Genomic DNA, 14,843 nt, shown 5'->3' with positions numbered 1-14,843 from the left:
CGTAAAGCCCGCCATCGCGCTTTGCCGTTCGCACCTTGCGTGGTCAGAATCGACGTATACAACTCATCCGCCGGGGTATCGCATGTACATGACCCTCCCCTTTCTGCTTTTCTACTGCGGGTTTTCTCTGGCGCTGTGCTGGCACGATCTGCGGTATGGGCTGCTTCCCGACCGTTTGACCTGTCCCCTGCTCTGGCTTGGCCTGCTGTTTTATCTTTGTCAGATGCCGACGGGCCTGGAAAATGCCGTCTGGGGTGCTATCGCGGGGTATCTGGCCTTTGCTTTAGTCTACTGGGTTTACAGAGGGGTTCGCGGGTATGAGGGGTTAGGCTATGGCGATGTGAAATTTCTAGCTGCTCTCGGCGCCTGGCACGGCTGGCAGTCGCTGCCGCAGCTGGTATTTATGGCGACGCTCATCGCCTGCGCCACGCTGCTACTGCGCGTCGTTATCTTGAATCGCCGGGGGGTTCTGAACAACCCGCTGCCGTTTGGCCCTTTTTTGGCTGCAGCGGGTTTTTACTGTGGATGGCAAACGCTTTTAGTCAGCAACTTTAATCTGTGACTGGAGATAATTCTGCAGGCCAATTTTGCCGATCAGGTCCAGCTCGGTTTCCAGCCAGTCAATGTGGCCTTCCTCATCGGCAAGAATTTCAATCAGCATATCGCGGCTGACATAATCGTGGACGCTGTCAGCATAGGCGATCGCCTCGCGTAAATCTTTGGCGCCTTCCAGCTCCAGCCTTAAATCGGACTGCAGCATCTCCTCAACGTCTTCACCGATACCCAGCTTGCCGAGATCCTGCAGATTGGGCAGTCCTTCAAGAAACAAAATACGCTCGATATATTTATCAGCGTGCTTCATTTCATCAATGGATTCATGGTATTCGATATCGTTGAGGCGCATCAGGCCCCAGTTCTTGAACATCCTGGCATGGAGAAAGTACTGATTTATTGCGACAAGCTCATTTCCCAATAATTTATTGAGATAACTTATGACTTTGACATCACCTTTCATTATATAGTCCCTCCGCTTCCACTCATTGAAGCGTAGTTCGCACTATATAGATGTCAAAGAAAAGCCGGAGGTCTCAGGCGATCTCTTTATATTCCGGCATGCGAGTTAATTCATCTTCCATGATCTCGCGAGCGGCGCGGACGCATTTACCACATTGATTTCCAACGGGAATAAACTTACGCAGCTGCTGAAAAGATTGAGGGTGAAATTGACGCACGGCCTGACGAATTTTTTTATCGTTTACACCATTACACAAACAAACGTACATATTCACTCCCGTTCAATTTATGCTCAAAGTGTAAATGAGAATAGTTATGATTACAATAGTCTCTCTATATAATAGATCCGATAACGCACTTTTTTATATTAGTCGTTCTCGCGCTTAGCGGGTCTAAATGACGGGCAGCAAAAAGGGCGCCGAAGCGCCCTTTTTAATTCAGAACTAAAGGATTAGCTCAGAACTTTAGCAACAACGCCCGCACCTACAGTACGGCCGCCTTCACGGATTGCGAAACGCAGACCGTCGTCCATCGCGATCGGGTGGATCAGGGTAACAACCATTTTGATGTTGTCGCCCGGCATTACCATCTCTACGCCTTCCGGCAGTTCGATGGTGCCAGTCACGTCAGTTGTACGGAAGTAGAACTGCGGACGGTAGCCTTTGAAGAACGGAGTATGACGGCCGCCTTCATCTTTGGACAGGATGTAAACTTCAGATTCGAATTTGGTGTGCGGCTTGATAGAACCCGGCTTAGCCAGTACCTGACCACGTTCGATTTCTTCACGTTTGATACCACGCAGCAGAACACCAACGTTCTCACCAGCACGGCCTTCGTCCAGCAGTTTGCGGAACATTTCAACGCCGGTACAGGTAGACTTAGCAGTCTCTTTGATACCAACGATTTCAACTTCTTCGCCAACTTTAACGATACCGCGCTCTACACGACCGGTAACAACAGTACCACGGCCGGAGATGGAGAATACGTCTTCGATAGGCAGCAGGAACGGCTTGTCGATAGCACGTTCTGGTTCCGGGATGTAAGAATCCAGGTAGCCAGCCAGTTCAACGATCTTAGCTTCCCACTCTGCTTCGCCTTCCAGCGCTTTCAGAGCAGAACCACGGATGATCGGAGTGTCGTCGCCCGGGAAATCGTACTGAGACAGCAGTTCACGAACTTCCATCTCAACCAGTTCCAGCAGCTCTTCGTCATCAACCATGTCGCATTTGTTCAGGAACACGATGATGTACGGAACGCCTACCTGACGACCCAGCAGGATGTGCTCACGAGTCTGCGGCATCGGGCCGTCAGTCGCAGCAACAACCAGGATCGCGCCATCCATCTGAGCAGCACCGGTGATCATGTTTTTAACATAGTCGGCGTGGCCCGGGCAGTCTACGTGTGCGTAGTGGCGAGTCGGGGTGTCATATTCAACGTGGGAAGTGTTGATGGTGATACCACGAGCTTTTTCTTCCGGTGCGTTATCGATCTGGTCGAATGCACGAGCAGAACCACCGTAGGTTTTAGCCAGAACGGTAGTGATTGCAGCGGTCAGAGTAGTTTTACCATGGTCAACGTGGCCGATAGTACCGACGTTGACGTGCGGTTTTGTACGTTCAAATTTTTCTTTAGACACGGCTATATTCCTTACTATAGCGCTCTCCCCTTCAGGAGAGAGCACGGGATTTTGGTTTAACCCTACGGCTTATTTACCACGGGCTTCAATTACGGCCTGAGCAACGTTGTTCGGTGCGTCATCATACTTCAGGAACTCCATGGAGTAAGAAGCACGACCTTTGGTCAGAGAACGCAGCTGAGTTGCATATCCGAACATTTCAGACAGCGGAACTTCAGCGTGAATCACAACGCCAGTAACGTTGGATTCTTGACCACGCAGCATACCACGACGACGGCTAAGGTCACCGATGACGTCACCAGTGTTCTCTTCCGGAGTCTCTACTTCAACCTTCATGATCGGCTCAAGCAGAACTGGTTTCGCTTTCTTAAAGCCATCTTTGAAGGCAATAGAAGCGGCCAGTTTAAACGCCAGCTCGGAGGAGTCAACGTCATGGTAAGAACCGAAGTGCAGACGCACGCCGAGATCAACTACCGGGTAACCTGCCAGCGGACCAGCTTTCAGCTGTTCCTGAATACCTTTATCAACGGCAGGGATGTATTCACCAGGAATTACACCACCTTTGATGTCGTTGATGAACTCGTATCCTTTCGGATTTGAGCCCGGCTCCAGTGGGTACATGTCGATCACAACGTGACCATACTGACCGCGACCACCAGACTGCTTAGCATGTTTACCTTCGATATCGGTAACTTTAGAGCGAATCGCTTCGCGGTAAGCAACCTGAGGTTTACCGACGTTCGCTTCAACGTTGAATTCACGCTTCATACGGTCAACGATGATGTCGAGGTGCAGCTCACCCATACCGGCGATAATAGTCTGGTTAGTTTCTTCGTCAGTCCATACGCGGAATGACGGGTCTTCTTTAGCCAGACGGCCCAGAGCCAGACCCATTTTTTCCTGGTCAGCTTTGGTTTTTGGTTCAACGGCGATCGAGATTACCGGCTCCGGGAACTCCATACGCTCCAGGATAATTACATTATCCTGGTCACACAGGGTGTCACCGGTAGTCACTTCTTTCAGACCAATCGCTGCAGCGATGTCGCCCGCACGAACTTCTTTGATCTCTTCACGTTTGTTGGCGTGCATCTGTACGATACGGCCCAGACGCTCACGTGCTGATTTCACCGGGTTGAACACGGTGTCGCCAGAGTTAACAACGCCAGAGTAAACGCGGAAGAAGGTCAGGTTACCAACAAACGGGTCGGTAGCAATTTTGAACGCCAGCGCAGCAAACGGCTCGTTGTCATCAGAGTGACGAACTGCCGGAGTGTCTTTACCGTCGTCCAGGATACCGTTAATCGCAGTAACATCAGTCGGCGCTGGCAGGTATTCAACAACCGCATCCAGCATCGCCTGAACACCTTTGTTCTTAAATGCAGAACCACAGGTAACCAGGATAATTTCGTTGTTAAGTACGCGCTTACGCAGAGAAGTTTTGATCTCTTCTTCAGTCAGCTCTTCGCCACCAAAGAATTTCTCCATCAGTTCGTCAGAACCTTCAGCAGCGGCTTCAACCAGTTTCTGGCGCCATTCTTCAGCCAGTTCCTGCATATCAGCTGGGATCTCTTCGTATTCGAAGGTCACGCCCTGATCGGCTTCGTTCCAGTTGATAGCTTTCATTTTCACCAGGTCAACAACACCGGTGAATTTCTCTTCTGCGCCGATAGCCAGCTGCAGAGGGACCGGGTTCGCGCCCAGACGCTTTTCAATCTGATCAACAACTTTCAGGAAGTTAGCACCCATACGGTCCATTTTGTTAACGAACGCGATACGTGGAACTTTATATTTGTTTGCCTGACGCCATACGGTTTCAGACTGTGGCTGAACACCACCAACAGCACAGTAAACCATTACCGCACCATCAAGAACACGCATGGAACGTTCTACTTCGATAGTGAAGTCAACGTGCCCTGGGGTGTCGATGATGTTGATGTGGTGTGGTTCGAACTGTTTAGCCATTCCTGACCAGAAACAGGTAGTCGCAGCGGACGTGATGGTAATACCACGTTCCTGCTCCTGCTCCATCCAGTCCATGGTGGCTGCGCCATCATGAACTTCACCGATTTTGTGGTTTACACCAGTGTAGAACAGAACACGTTCGGTAGTTGTTGTCTTACCGGCGTCGATATGAGCGCTGATACCAATGTTACGGTAGCGCTCAATGGGTGTTTTACGAGCCATTTGATTCCTCGTTTGTTTCTTTAGGCGTTCAGTTAAGTTATCCAAAACGGGCGACTTACCTGAAGCGCCCGTCTGGTGACTATGACTCCGAAGGGATTACCAACGGTAGTGAGCGAACGCCTTGTTGGCTTCTGCCATGCGGTGTACGTCTTCACGTTTCTTAACTGCAGTACCTTTGTTGTCTGCAGCATCAGAAAGTTCGTTCGCCAGACGCAGAGCCATGGATTTATCACCACGTTTACGAGCAGCTTCAACGATCCAACGCATTGCCAGAGCATTACGACGAACCGGACGGACTTCAACTGGAACCTGATAAGTAGAACCACCAACGCGGCGGGACTTAACTTCTACAGTCGGGCGAACGTTGTCGAGAGCGACTTCGAAAGCTTCCAGTTCATTTTTACCAGAACGCTGAGCCAGGGTCTCCAGCGCGCTGTATACGATAGCTTCTGCAGTAGATTTTTTACCATCTACCATCAGGATATTTACAAATTTTGCCAGCAGTTCTGATCCGAACTTAGGATCCGGAAGAATTTTACGCTGACCAATGACGCGACGACGTGGCATGGGAATACTCCGTTGTTAATTCAGGATTGTCCAAAACTCTAAGAGTTTAGTTTGACATTAAGGTAAAACAGTTTGGCCTTACTTAACGGAGAACCATTAAGCCTTAGGACGTTTCACGCCATATTTGGAGCGAGATTGCTTACGGTCTTTAACGCCGGAGCAGTCAAGCGCACCACGAACGGTGTGGTAACGAACACCCGGAAGGTCTTTTACACGACCGCCACGGATCAGGATCACGGAGTGTTCCTGCAGGTTGTGACCTTCACCACCGATGTAGGAAGTCACTTCAAAACCGTTGGTCAAACGCACACGGCATACTTTACGCAGTGCGGAGTTTGGTTTTTTAGGAGTGGTAGTATATACGCGAGTACATACGCCACGTTTCTGCGGGCAGGCTTCCAGTGCAGGCACGTTGCTCTTTGCAACTTTGCGTGCGCGTGGTTTGCGTACCAGCTGGTTAATTGTTGCCATTAAATAGCTCCTGGTTTTAGCTTTTGCTTCGTAAACATGTAATAAATCGCCTCAGATAATATGAGGACGCAGAATTCTAGGGCGGTGCCGAAAAGGTGTCAAGAAATATACAACAATCCTGCCATTACCAGGCCAACTGTCCAGGGTGTTTGAGCACAAGTCTGACGAAGTCAGTATAGCCAACCCTGATGACACTGCCCGCAATTTGCCCGGTCAGGCCGCGGGCTTCAATATCATCCTGCAGCGCATGGATGGTTATGGGGGCGGAAAGCAGGATTTCAAGGTAGCGCCCGCCGTCGGCTGCCGCGATGACGCCATCGGAAAGCAGCAGCAGATCGTCGCCATCCTTTACCAGACGCAGCATCGCTGCCAGATCGGTATGCCATGGGGAAACGCTGAGAGTGTGGAGCATAGTGGCCTCAGAAGCGCAGTATCACGTTGAAATCATCGAGTCGGGCACGTAGCGCCTCTGGCTCCAGCCACTCGCCATCTATGACCCACCGCGTGGAGGGCAACAGGCCGCGCTCGCGGGCAGAAGCGGCGCACATCCAGCACTGTTCGATATCGTACAGGGAGAGGAGCTTAAAGGTTGCGATATAGTCGCGGGCCAGAATGGCGCCTGGCCGCTGCTCTGGCAGTAGCTGAAACACGCCGTCGCCGATAAAGAAAACGCCGAGTTCATCGGTCAGCGCTGAGGTCGCCAGCAGCGCATCCAGGCCTTCCCGGCCGGACGCGGAGCCATGAGGCGCGGAGGAAAAAACAAAGGCAACGCGTTTCATCAGAACTGCACCATCCGATCGCAGGTTAATGCAGCTTCCGCCAGCGCCCCAAGGCCGCTGAGCGTGAATCCAGGTTGCAGATTAAACGCAGACAAACCAAGCTGCTGCGCTTCATGTTCGTCCGTCACGCCGCGTCGCAGCGCCGCCGCAACGCAGATATGCAGCGAGACTGCATGCGCTTCGTGTAATGTTTGCCATGCCCGCACGAGGTCAAACTCATCGCTGGCGGGAGCGGTCAGCTGGTTTGCGTTATAGACGCCTTCGCGATAGAAAAAGACGCAAATCAGCTCATGCCCCTCCTCCAGCACGGCCTGCGCAAACTGCCAGGCGCTGCTGGCCTGCTGCGTACCGTAGGCCGGGCCCGTCACCGTAATGGCAAAACGCATTACTTATCCAGACCCTGGAAATCACCGCTTTTGAACTGGCGGATATAGAGATACACCGTGTGCTTCGAGATATTCAGGCGATCGGCAACCTGGTTGATAGCATCCTTGATATCAAAGATCCCTTTCTCGTAAAGATTCAGGACGATCTGACGATTTTTGGCGTTATTGGAAACGTTGCGATCGGCGTTCACTTCTTCAATCGTAAACTCGAGGGTTTGCGCGACCAGATCGTCAACCGATGAGGCAAAGTTGACCTGCGAGTTCACTTCCGGCGTTTCCGGCGGAATAAAAGTGCTCATAATCTGGGAGAACGGGACATCGAGGTTCATGTTAATGCACAAAAGGCCGATCACCCGGTGCTCGCGGTTGCGTATCGCAATCGTCACCGACTTCATCAGCACTCCGCTTTTAGCGCGAGTAAAATAGCATTTGGAAACGCTGCTATCAGCTCCAGTCATATCGTGCAGCATACGCAGCGCCAGGTCAGTGATTGGCGAGCCGATTTGACGACCGGTATGTTCACCGTTGGCGATGCGAATGGCGGAACATTTCAGATCCTGTAAAGAATGCAGCACGATTTCACAGTGGGAACCAATGAGCATCGCTAACCCGTCCACCACCGCTTCATAGGATTTTAGGATATCGAAGTCGGTCTGGTCGAAAGGACGTTGATCCAGCAGGTCAAGCTCGCTGGTTTCGTTGGTTAAAAGCGACCTGGACATGAAAAAAAGCACTCCTTTTCAGGAGCCTGTCATTTTTTACACAAAACCGTTCAAGGTACGCCGCGGCGGCAAATCTGAGACAAATTCGTCAACAGCGAATTTGACCAGCCGAAGGCTGGCTCTTGTAAGAGACAAGGTTGTCTCCTATCGATACCCAGGACCGAATCCAGTAAGAGGCTGGAGTCAGCAAATGCAGCCAGCTCAGAGGCAGCTTGAAGGATGAGGTGTAGCTTGTCAGGGCAGGCTCATCGTCATTAATAAGATTAAGCTATCTAAAGTAATACAGCGCTTGAGGCACTTTCCAGTTTTAATTATATCTGCCCCAAATAAAAAAGCCGCCGCCTTTGAGGGCGGCGGCGTCAATTCCATTACTTCTTAGCGTCTGCGCTTGCTGCATCCGCTTTTGCGTCAGCGGCAGCTTCAGGCTTCGCATCCGCTTTCGGAGCCGGTTTGATATCCAGCAGCTCTACGTCGAAGACCAGAGTAGAGTTAGCCGGGATACCCGGAACGCCGGTTTTGCCGTATGCCAGATCCGGTGGGATGACCAGCTGGATTTTACCACCTTTCTTAATGTTCTTCAGGCCTTCAGTCCAGCCCGGGATCACGCCGTCCAGACGGAAAGAGAGCGGCTCGCCGCGGGTATAGGAGTTATCGAACTCTTTACCGTCGATCAGCGTCCCTTTGTAGTTCACAACCACGGTATCGCTGTCTTTCGGTGCGTCACCGGTACCGGCTTTCTCGACTTTATACAGCAGGCCGGATTTAGAGGTTTTCACGCCCTTCTCTTTAGCGAAGGTGTCGCGATAGGCTTTACCTTTAGCATCGTTCTCAGATGCATCTTTTTCCATTTTTTGCTGAGCAGCGGTTTTCACACGAGTTTCAAACGCTTGCAGAGTCTGTTCGATTTCCTGATCGGAGAGTTTGCTCTTATCGGCAAACGCGTCCTGCACGCCAGCGATCAGCTGATCTTTATCCAGTTTAATGCCCAGTTTTTCTTGTTCTTTCAGGGAGTTTTCCATGTAACGTCCCAGCGATGCACCCAGCGCATAAGCAGATTTCTGATCGTCATTCTTAAATGCCGATTTGCTTTCCGTTGCAGGTGCCGTCTTTGCAGCGGTATCCGCAGCAAAGGTCAGCGGTGCATTCAGCGCGACGGCCATCGTGGTCGCCAGCAGCGTTACTTTAAACAGTGATTTCATCCATTTCTCCAGGGCCGGGGCATCTCACCCCAGGGTTAGCGTAAAAAGCAAAAAATGTACTATAGAACGTTGCAGGACAAATCTACATACGGACGTACCTGAATATCGCCTCTTTTCAGACTATTTTTGTATGAATTAGTTTCCTGTCGGGCGTTACGATGCTGCACGAATGCTGAAAATTCAGTAGAATCCGCCCGCGAGATAAGACAGAAGAGGTTACTCATGCACGATAGCAAACTGGAGACTCGCCTGGCGGAGCTGGAAAGCCGGCTGGCGTATCAGGAAATCACCATTGAAGACCTCAACAAGACCGTTACCGCCCATGAGATCGAAATGGCAAAGATGCGTGAACATATGCGTCTGATGGTAGAAAAGCTGAAGGCGACGCAGTCATCGTATATCGCATCGCAGTCTGAAGAGACGCCGCCTCCACATTATTGAGGCGTAAAAAAAGCGGGTTTCCCCGCTTTTTTATAGCCGGCAGCGCTAGCCAACGCGCCTGCGGCTTGTAAGACGACAGGTCTTAGTGACAGCCGCAGCCGCCGTTACCGCCACAGCCGCCTTTGCCATGTTCGTGACCGTGGTCGTGGTCATGGCTGTGACCGTGGCCACCGCAGCATCCGTCATGATCGTGGTCATGGTCGTGATCGTGACCATTCGCGCCGTGTACATGACCGTGCTCCAGCTCTTCAGCCGTTGCTTCACGAATCGCCACAACTTCAACGTTGAACTTCAGGTTTTGGCCAGCCAGCATGTGGTTACCGTCAACAACTACGTGCTCGTCGTCAACTTCGGTAATTTCAACCGGTACCGGACCCTGATCGGTTTCCGCCAGGAAACGCATGCCAACCTGCAGCTCATCAACGCCCATGAAGACGTCTTTAGGAACGCGCTGAACCAGGTTTTCGTCGTACTGGCCGTACGCATCGTTCGCGCCGACAGCAACATCAAATTTGTCGCCCACTTCATGACCATCCAGCGCAGTTTCCAGGCCGGAAATCAGGGAGCCGTGACCATGCAGGTAGTCCAGCGGCGCGCTTACCGGAGACTCATCAACCAACACACCGTCTTCTGTACGTACCTGATAGGCCAGGCTGACCACCAGGTCTTTTGCTACTTTCATGATATCTCCTGAGCATGGGAAGAATAGTGGCGCAGATTGTAGCGGAATTCTGCAGCCGTGTACCCTCTAGCTTAAAAAAAGGCGACAGATAACGCTAGTCCGGATGAAAAATGCCGATCACTTGTTCGTCTTTACGTACGTGCTCGCGGGCCTCTTTATCCGCCTCGCGCATCTGGTGTCCGCACTTAACACACTCAACAATATCGACATTATTTTCCCGCCACATTGCCAGAGAATCCTGGGCCTGGCACGCCGGGCATTTTGCCCCGGCGATAAAACGTTTACGCACTGCCATAATGATTTACCCTTTATTCAAACTCATCCCAGCCGTCAAGCTGCCTGCTCTCTTTCTGCATTTCACGCTGAAAAATCTCCTCCAGCTCCCGCCGCGCTTCCCGCACGCGCGATATCTGCAGAGTATCAGTATGTACCGGCATTAACTCTCGCAGCATTCGCATATCCAGACGACGGAAGTGCAGCTGCGCGCGCTGCGCCTGATGCGGATGCATTCCGACGCTGACCAGCGCCTTGCGCCCCAGCTCCAGCGCGCTGGAGAAGGTTTCGCGCGAGAACTGCGCCACCCCGGCCTGCAGCAGCTCATGGGCTTCAACGCGGCCCCGCGCTCGCGCCAGAATGTGCAGATGCGGAAAGTGCTGCTGACACATCTCAACCAGCTTCATGGTATCTTCCGGCTCGTTGCAGGTAATCACGATTGACTGCGCGTCCTCCGCTCCCGCCGAGCGCAGCAGCTCCAGCTGCGTCGCATCGCCGAAGTAAACCTTATAGCCATATTTACGCATCAGGTTCACCGCGCTGATGTCGCGCTCAAGCACGGTAATGCGCATTTTATTGGCCATCAGCAGACGGCCAATGACCTGCCCAAAGCGGCCGAAGCCGACGATAATCACCTGCGGTTTATCATCCTCAACCCACGGCGCTTCGTCCTCTTCCTCCGGCTGGTTAAAGCGTCGGGAGAGCACGTAATCTATCAGGGTCATCAGCAGCGGCGTGGTCATCATCGACAGCGTAACCGTGACCAGCAGCAGCGCCATCTGGTCATTTTCGAACAGCCGCAGCGAAGCCGGTAACGAGAACAGCACAAAGGCAAACTCCCCGCCCTGGCTCAGAACTCCGGCAAACTGCATCCGCTCCGAGCTGCGAAGGCCGTACACCCGCGCCAGAACGTACAGCACGAGCGCTTTCACCATCACCAGCGCCGCGACGCTGGCGGCGACCCACAGCAGATGGGTGTAGAGAACGCCCAGATTCAGCGCCATGCCAACGGAGATAAAGAACAGGCCGAGCAGAAGACCTTTAAAAGGCTCAATGGCGATTTCCAGCTCGTGGCGATATTCGCTTTCAGCCAGCAGTACCCCGGCGATGAAGGTTCCCAGCGCCATCGACAGGCCGAGCGCATCCATAAACAGCGCCGAACCCAACACCAGCAGCAGCGTCGCGGCGGTAAAAACCTCCCGCACGCCGGAGGCCGCGATAAAACGGAACACCGGCCGCAGCAAAAAGCGGCCGCCGATCAGCATGCCGGCAAAGGCCAGCACCTTCAGCCCTATCGTCACCCAATCAAAGCGATCGTCGCCGGAGCCGGCCAGCAGCGGTACCAGCGCCAGCGCGGGGATCACCGCCAAATCCTGAAACAGCAGAACGGAGAATCCCAGCTGGCCGGACTCACTGCGGCTCATCCCCTTCTCGCGCATCAGCTGCAGCGCCATCGCCGTAGAGGACATCGCTAAGCCAATCCCGCCGACAACCGCCGCCTGCCACGTGAATCCGGTGACCATCAGCAGGCCGCCGAGGATTGCCGCGCTGCATAAAACCTGGGCCGCCCCAACGCCAAAGATGGAGCTTCTCAGGCGCCAGAGCTTCGACGGGTTGAGCTCGAGCCCGATGATAAACATCAGGAACACCACGCCCAGCTCGGAGAAATGAAGGATTTCATCGACGTCGCTGATGAACCCCAGCCCCCACGGGCCAATGGCGATCCCGGCGAGCAGATAGCCGAGTACCGCACCAATGCCCAGCCGGGCGGCCAGCGGTACCGCGACAACGGCGGCGAACAGAAACAGCACGCCAGCCAAAAGCAGATCAGCTCCCTCCATTTATGACTCCTCCTGACGCGATGGGGTTGGCCAACCAGTCACGATAAGCGCGCGCATGGCTTTTCAGATCGGCGGGCGATTGCCGACGGGCCCAGTAGACAATAATCGGGCTCATCCAGTGCATCCGGCACATGCCGGCGGTCAGTTCGAAAGGTCGGAGAATATCGTTCATTGGATAGCGGTTAGCGTCGCGACGGTAGGCGCTTTCCGGCTCACCGGTGGTGATCACGCTACGCCAGTACTTTCCCGCCAGTTGATTCCCCCCGGCACCGCTGGCAAAACCGCGGCTCAGCACTCTGTCCAGCCACTCTTTTAGCAGCGCCGGGCAGCTCCACGTATAGAGCGGATGCTGGAAAACAATCACCTCATGCTGACGCAGGAGATCCTGCTCCCAGGCAATATCGATAAAAAAATCGGGATAGTGTGCGTAAAGATCGTGCACGGTGACGTTCGGCAGCTGTAAGGCCGGTTCAAGCAAAACCCGGTTAGCCACGGAATCCTGAGATTCTGGGTGGGCATACAGCAGCAAAACCTTCGCTGTCTGAGACATCATTCCCCTCCCAACGTCTTGTAGTGGCCTGAACAACGGCTGCGCCTCAACGCAACCAGAATGACTTTGTGTATCGTCTTCATTTTGGGCTACCATTGCGGCCCGGTGGAGCTATTTGCTACCACATTACATTATCATAATGACAAATTAACATAGTCTGAACATACGGCGCCTTATGATTGTTTTCTCCTCGTTACAAATTCGTCGCGGCGTACGCGTCCTGCTGGACAACGCCACCGCTACCATCAACCCTGGCCAGAAGGTCGGTCTGGTGGGCAAAAACGGCTGCGGTAAATCCACGCTGCTATCGCTTTTGAAAAACGAGATTAGCGCCGACGGCGGCAGTATGACCTTTCCGGGCAACTGGCAGCTGGCGTGGGTTAATCAGGAAACCCCTGCGCTAGCGCAGCCGGCCATTGATTATGTTATTGACGGCGATCGGGAATATCGCCAGCTCGAGGCCGATTTAAATCAGGCCAACGAGCGCAATGACGGTCACGCCATTGCGACGGTTCACGGCAAGCTGGATGCCATTGACGCCTGGACGATCCGCTCACGCGCCTCGAGCCTGCTGCACGGCCTGGGCTTCAGCAACGAACAGCTGGAGCGCCCGGTGAGCGACTTCTCCGGCGGCTGGCGTATGCGCCTGAACCTGGCGCAGGCGCTCATTTGTCGCTCTGACCTCCTGCTGCTGGATGAACCGACTAACCACCTCGATCTCGATGCGGTGATCTGGCTGGAAAAGTGGCTCAAAAGCTATACCGGCACGCTGATCCTTATCTCGCACGATCGCGATTTTCTCGATCCGATCGTCGATAAAATTATGCATATCGAACAGCAAAACATGTTCGAGTACACCGGCAACTACAGCTCGTTCGAAATACAGCGCGCCACCCGTCTGTCGCAGCAGCAGTCGATGTATGAAAGCCAGCAGCTGCGCGTCGCCCATCTGCAAAGCTATATCGATCGCTTCCGCGCCAAGGCCACCAAGGCGAAGCAGGCCCAGAGCCGCATTAAAATGCTGGAGCGCATGGAGCTTATCGCCCCGGCCCACGTCGATAACCCGTTCCACTTTAGCTTCCGCGCGCCGGAAAGCCTGCCCAACCCGCTGCTGAAGATGGAAAAAGTCAGCGCTGGCTACGGTGAACGCATTATCCTCGACTCGATCAAGCTGAATTTGGTTCCCGGCTCACGCATCGGCCTGCTGGGACGCAACGGCGCCGGTAAATCGACGCTCATCAAGCTACTGGCCGGCGAGCTGCAGCCGCTGCAGGGCGAAGTGGGGCTGGCAAAAGGGATTAAGCTGGGCTACTTCGCTCAGCATCAGCTGGAGTTCCTGCGGGCGGATGAATCACCGCTGCAGCACCTGGCTCGCCTGGCGCCGCAGGAGCTGGAGCAGAAGCTGCGCGACTATCTCGGCGGCTTCGGTTTCCAGAGCGATAAGGTCAACGAAGCAACCCAGCGCTTCTCCGGCGGCGAAAAAGCGCGCCTGGTGCTGGCGCTGATCGTCTGGCAGCGCCCTAATCTTCTGCTGCTCGATGAACCGACTAACCACCTTGACCTCGATATGCGCCAGGCTTTAACCGAAGCGCTGATTGATTTCGAAGGCGCGCTGGTGGTGGTCTCGCACGATCGCCACCTGATCCGTTCGACCACCGACGATCTCTATCTGGTCCACGACGGCAAGGTTGAGCAGTTCGACGGCGATCTGGAAGATTACCAGCAGTGGCTGAGCGACTCGCAGAAGCAGGAGAGTCAGTCGTCTGACGCGATCAAAGATAACGGCAACAGCGCCCAGTCCCGCAAAGACCAAAAGCGCCGGGAAGCGGAGCTGCGCACCCTGACTCAGCCATTGCGTAAAGAGATTACCCGTCTTGAGAAAGAGATGGATAAGCTCAACGCCCAGCTCGCGCAGGCGGAAGAGAAACTGGGCGACAGCGGCCTGTATGACGCATCCCGCAAAGCGGACCTGACCGCCTGCCTGCAGCAGCAGGCCAGTGCCAAATCGGGTCTGGAAGAGTGCGAAATGGCCTGGCTGGAGGCGCAGGAACAGCTGGAGCAGATGCTGCAGGAAGGCTAAGCCCTGCGGGCCGAGCGC

General features: G+C 53.8%; 18 protein-coding genes. 3 read left to right on the top strand and 15 right to left on the bottom strand.

Going from position 1 to position 14,843, the window contains the following annotated elements; translation table 11 throughout:
- Positions 1 to 82: 82 nt before the first annotated feature.
- Entirely contained in the window at positions 83 to 562 is a 480-nt protein-coding gene (locus tag HCK03_RS01920; RefSeq protein ID WP_167691074.1) for a prepilin peptidase, read from the top strand.
- On the opposite strand, the gene bfr is transcribed toward HCK03_RS01920, so the two are convergent.
- The 11 genes from bfr to fkpA form a co-directional block, all read right to left on the bottom strand.
- Positions 539 to 1,015 (bottom strand): bacterioferritin, encoded by a 477-nt coding sequence (bfr, locus tag HCK03_RS01915; protein WP_076948229.1) that lies wholly within the window; start codon positions 1,013 to 1,015, stop codon positions 539 to 541. The genes HCK03_RS01920 and bfr overlap by 24 nt on opposite strands.
- A gap of 73 nt (positions 1,016 to 1,088) precedes the next feature.
- Positions 1,089 to 1,283, bottom strand: coding sequence for a bacterioferritin-associated ferredoxin (gene bfd, locus HCK03_RS01910; protein WP_071844856.1), 195 nt, complete (start codon positions 1,281 to 1,283; stop codon positions 1,089 to 1,091).
- Between the two features lie 182 nt (positions 1,284 to 1,465).
- Positions 1,466 to 2,650 (bottom strand): elongation factor Tu, encoded by a 1,185-nt coding sequence (gene tuf / locus HCK03_RS01905; RefSeq protein ID WP_045854065.1) that lies wholly within the window; start codon positions 2,648 to 2,650, stop codon positions 1,466 to 1,468.
- A 69-nt stretch (positions 2,651 to 2,719) separates the two neighbouring features.
- Positions 2,720 to 4,834 carry an elongation factor G gene (fusA, locus tag HCK03_RS01900; RefSeq protein WP_041142973.1) on the bottom strand — a complete coding sequence of 705 codons (2,115 nt, stop codon included), beginning with the start codon at positions 4,832 to 4,834 and terminating at the stop codon, positions 2,720 to 2,722.
- A gap of 96 nt (positions 4,835 to 4,930) precedes the next feature.
- On the bottom strand, positions 4,931 to 5,401 hold the full coding sequence (gene rpsG, locus HCK03_RS01895; protein WP_004106370.1) for a 30S ribosomal protein S7: 471 nt from the start codon (positions 5,399 to 5,401) through the stop codon (positions 4,931 to 4,933).
- Between the two features lie 96 nt (positions 5,402 to 5,497).
- Entirely contained in the window at positions 5,498 to 5,872 is a 375-nt protein-coding gene (gene rpsL, locus HCK03_RS01890) for a 30S ribosomal protein S12 (RefSeq protein WP_045854063.1), read from the bottom strand.
- A 124-nt stretch (positions 5,873 to 5,996) separates the two neighbouring features.
- Positions 5,997 to 6,284: a sulfurtransferase complex subunit TusB gene (gene tusB, locus HCK03_RS01885; protein WP_041142974.1), complete on the bottom strand. Its 288-nt coding sequence runs from the start codon at positions 6,282 to 6,284 to the stop codon at positions 5,997 to 5,999.
- A 7-nt stretch (positions 6,285 to 6,291) separates the two neighbouring features.
- Positions 6,292 to 6,651: a sulfurtransferase complex subunit TusC gene (gene tusC, locus HCK03_RS01880; protein WP_167691073.1), complete on the bottom strand. Its 360-nt coding sequence runs from the start codon at positions 6,649 to 6,651 to the stop codon at positions 6,292 to 6,294.
- On the bottom strand, positions 6,651 to 7,037 hold the full coding sequence (gene tusD, locus HCK03_RS01875; protein ID WP_076946127.1) for a sulfurtransferase complex subunit TusD: 387 nt from the start codon (positions 7,035 to 7,037) through the stop codon (positions 6,651 to 6,653). Before tusD ends, tusC begins: the two co-directional genes overlap by 1 nt.
- The gene (locus tag HCK03_RS01870) at positions 7,037 to 7,759 is read right to left on the bottom strand and encodes a helix-turn-helix transcriptional regulator (RefSeq protein ID WP_004868391.1); all 723 of its coding nucleotides are present in this window, start codon (positions 7,757 to 7,759) and stop codon (positions 7,037 to 7,039) included. Before HCK03_RS01870 ends, tusD begins: the two co-directional genes overlap by 1 nt.
- Positions 7,760 to 8,127: 368 nt before the next feature.
- Entirely contained in the window at positions 8,128 to 8,958 is an 831-nt protein-coding gene (fkpA, locus tag HCK03_RS01865) for an FKBP-type peptidyl-prolyl cis-trans isomerase (protein WP_041142977.1), read from the bottom strand.
- Positions 8,959 to 9,180: 222 nt separating this feature from the next.
- On the opposite strand from fkpA, the gene HCK03_RS01860 reads away from it, so the two are divergent.
- Positions 9,181 to 9,399 carry a protein SlyX gene (locus HCK03_RS01860; RefSeq protein WP_041142978.1) on the top strand — a complete coding sequence of 73 codons (219 nt, stop codon included), beginning with the start codon at positions 9,181 to 9,183 and terminating at the stop codon, positions 9,397 to 9,399.
- An 82-nt stretch (positions 9,400 to 9,481) separates the two neighbouring features.
- On the opposite strand, the gene slyD is transcribed toward HCK03_RS01860, so the two are convergent.
- The 4 genes from slyD to kefG all read right to left on the bottom strand — a co-directional run bounded on the left by slyD (position 9,482) and on the right by kefG (position 12,748).
- A complete protein-coding gene (gene slyD / locus HCK03_RS01855) occupies positions 9,482 to 10,081 on the bottom strand; it encodes a peptidylprolyl isomerase (RefSeq protein ID WP_041142979.1) in 600 nt (199 codons plus the stop codon).
- A 94-nt stretch (positions 10,082 to 10,175) separates the two neighbouring features.
- Positions 10,176 to 10,376 (bottom strand): YheV family putative zinc ribbon protein, encoded by a 201-nt coding sequence (locus HCK03_RS01850; protein ID WP_013364433.1) that lies wholly within the window; start codon positions 10,374 to 10,376, stop codon positions 10,176 to 10,178.
- A 13-nt stretch (positions 10,377 to 10,389) separates the two neighbouring features.
- Complete coding sequence (kefB, locus tag HCK03_RS01845; RefSeq protein ID WP_167691072.1) at positions 10,390 to 12,195, bottom strand: glutathione-regulated potassium-efflux system protein KefB; 1,806 nt, start codon at positions 12,193 to 12,195, stop codon at positions 10,390 to 10,392.
- On the bottom strand, positions 12,182 to 12,748 hold the full coding sequence (kefG, locus tag HCK03_RS01840; protein ID WP_041142981.1) for a glutathione-regulated potassium-efflux system ancillary protein KefG: 567 nt from the start codon (positions 12,746 to 12,748) through the stop codon (positions 12,182 to 12,184). The genes kefB and kefG overlap by 14 nt, the downstream gene beginning before the upstream one ends.
- Positions 12,749 to 12,920: 172 nt before the next feature.
- On the opposite strand from kefG, the gene HCK03_RS01835 reads away from it, so the two are divergent.
- Positions 12,921 to 14,825 carry an ABC transporter ATP-binding protein gene (locus HCK03_RS01835; RefSeq protein ID WP_076946130.1) on the top strand — a complete coding sequence of 635 codons (1,905 nt, stop codon included), beginning with the start codon at positions 12,921 to 12,923 and terminating at the stop codon, positions 14,823 to 14,825.
- The last annotated feature ends 18 nt before the right edge of the window (positions 14,826 to 14,843 follow it).

Origin of the sequence: Klebsiella terrigena, from assembly GCF_012029655.1 — a bacterium.
GTDB lineage: Bacteria > Pseudomonadota > Gammaproteobacteria > Enterobacterales > Enterobacteriaceae > Klebsiella > Klebsiella terrigena.
Note: the sequence above shows the minus strand (reverse complement) of the source record. Positions and strands in the feature narration are given on the sequence as shown.

What these genes read in the sequence shown, in the direction of transcription:
- HCK03_RS01920 (WP_167691074.1), top strand. Translation starts at nt 83, where the DNA reads ATGTACATGACCCTCCCCTTTCTGCTTTTCTACTGCGGGTTTTCTCTG.
- bfr (WP_076948229.1), bottom strand. Translation starts at nt 1,015, where the DNA reads ATGAAAGGTGATGTCAAAGTCATAAGTTATCTCAATAAATTATTGGGA.
- bfd (WP_071844856.1), bottom strand. Translation starts at nt 1,283, where the DNA reads ATGTACGTTTGTTTGTGTAATGGTGTAAACGATAAAAAAATTCGTCAG.
- fusA (WP_041142973.1), bottom strand. Translation starts at nt 4,834, where the DNA reads ATGGCTCGTAAAACACCCATTGAGCGCTACCGTAACATTGGTATCAGC.
- rpsG (WP_004106370.1), bottom strand. Translation starts at nt 5,401, where the DNA reads ATGCCACGTCGTCGCGTCATTGGTCAGCGTAAAATTCTTCCGGATCCT.
- rpsL (WP_045854063.1), bottom strand. Translation starts at nt 5,872, where the DNA reads ATGGCAACAATTAACCAGCTGGTACGCAAACCACGCGCACGCAAAGTT.
- tusB (WP_041142974.1), bottom strand. Translation starts at nt 6,284, where the DNA reads ATGCTCCACACTCTCAGCGTTTCCCCATGGCATACCGATCTGGCAGCG.
- tusC (WP_167691073.1), bottom strand. Translation starts at nt 6,651, where the DNA reads ATGAAACGCGTTGCCTTTGTTTTTTCCTCCGCGCCTCATGGCTCCGCG.
- tusD (WP_076946127.1), bottom strand. Translation starts at nt 7,037, where the DNA reads ATGCGTTTTGCCATTACGGTGACGGGCCCGGCCTACGGTACGCAGCAG.
- HCK03_RS01870 (WP_004868391.1), bottom strand. Translation starts at nt 7,759, where the DNA reads ATGTCCAGGTCGCTTTTAACCAACGAAACCAGCGAGCTTGACCTGCTG.
- fkpA (WP_041142977.1), bottom strand. Translation starts at nt 8,958, where the DNA reads ATGAAATCACTGTTTAAAGTAACGCTGCTGGCGACCACGATGGCCGTC.
- HCK03_RS01860 (WP_041142978.1), top strand. Translation starts at nt 9,181, where the DNA reads ATGCACGATAGCAAACTGGAGACTCGCCTGGCGGAGCTGGAAAGCCGG.
- slyD (WP_041142979.1), bottom strand. Translation starts at nt 10,081, where the DNA reads ATGAAAGTAGCAAAAGACCTGGTGGTCAGCCTGGCCTATCAGGTACGT.
- HCK03_RS01850 (WP_013364433.1), bottom strand. Translation starts at nt 10,376, where the DNA reads ATGGCAGTGCGTAAACGTTTTATCGCCGGGGCAAAATGCCCGGCGTGC.
- kefB (WP_167691072.1), bottom strand. Translation starts at nt 12,195, where the DNA reads ATGGAGGGAGCTGATCTGCTTTTGGCTGGCGTGCTGTTTCTGTTCGCC.
- kefG (WP_041142981.1), bottom strand. Translation starts at nt 12,748, where the DNA reads ATGATGTCTCAGACAGCGAAGGTTTTGCTGCTGTATGCCCACCCAGAA.
- HCK03_RS01835 (WP_076946130.1), top strand. Translation starts at nt 12,921, where the DNA reads ATGATTGTTTTCTCCTCGTTACAAATTCGTCGCGGCGTACGCGTCCTG.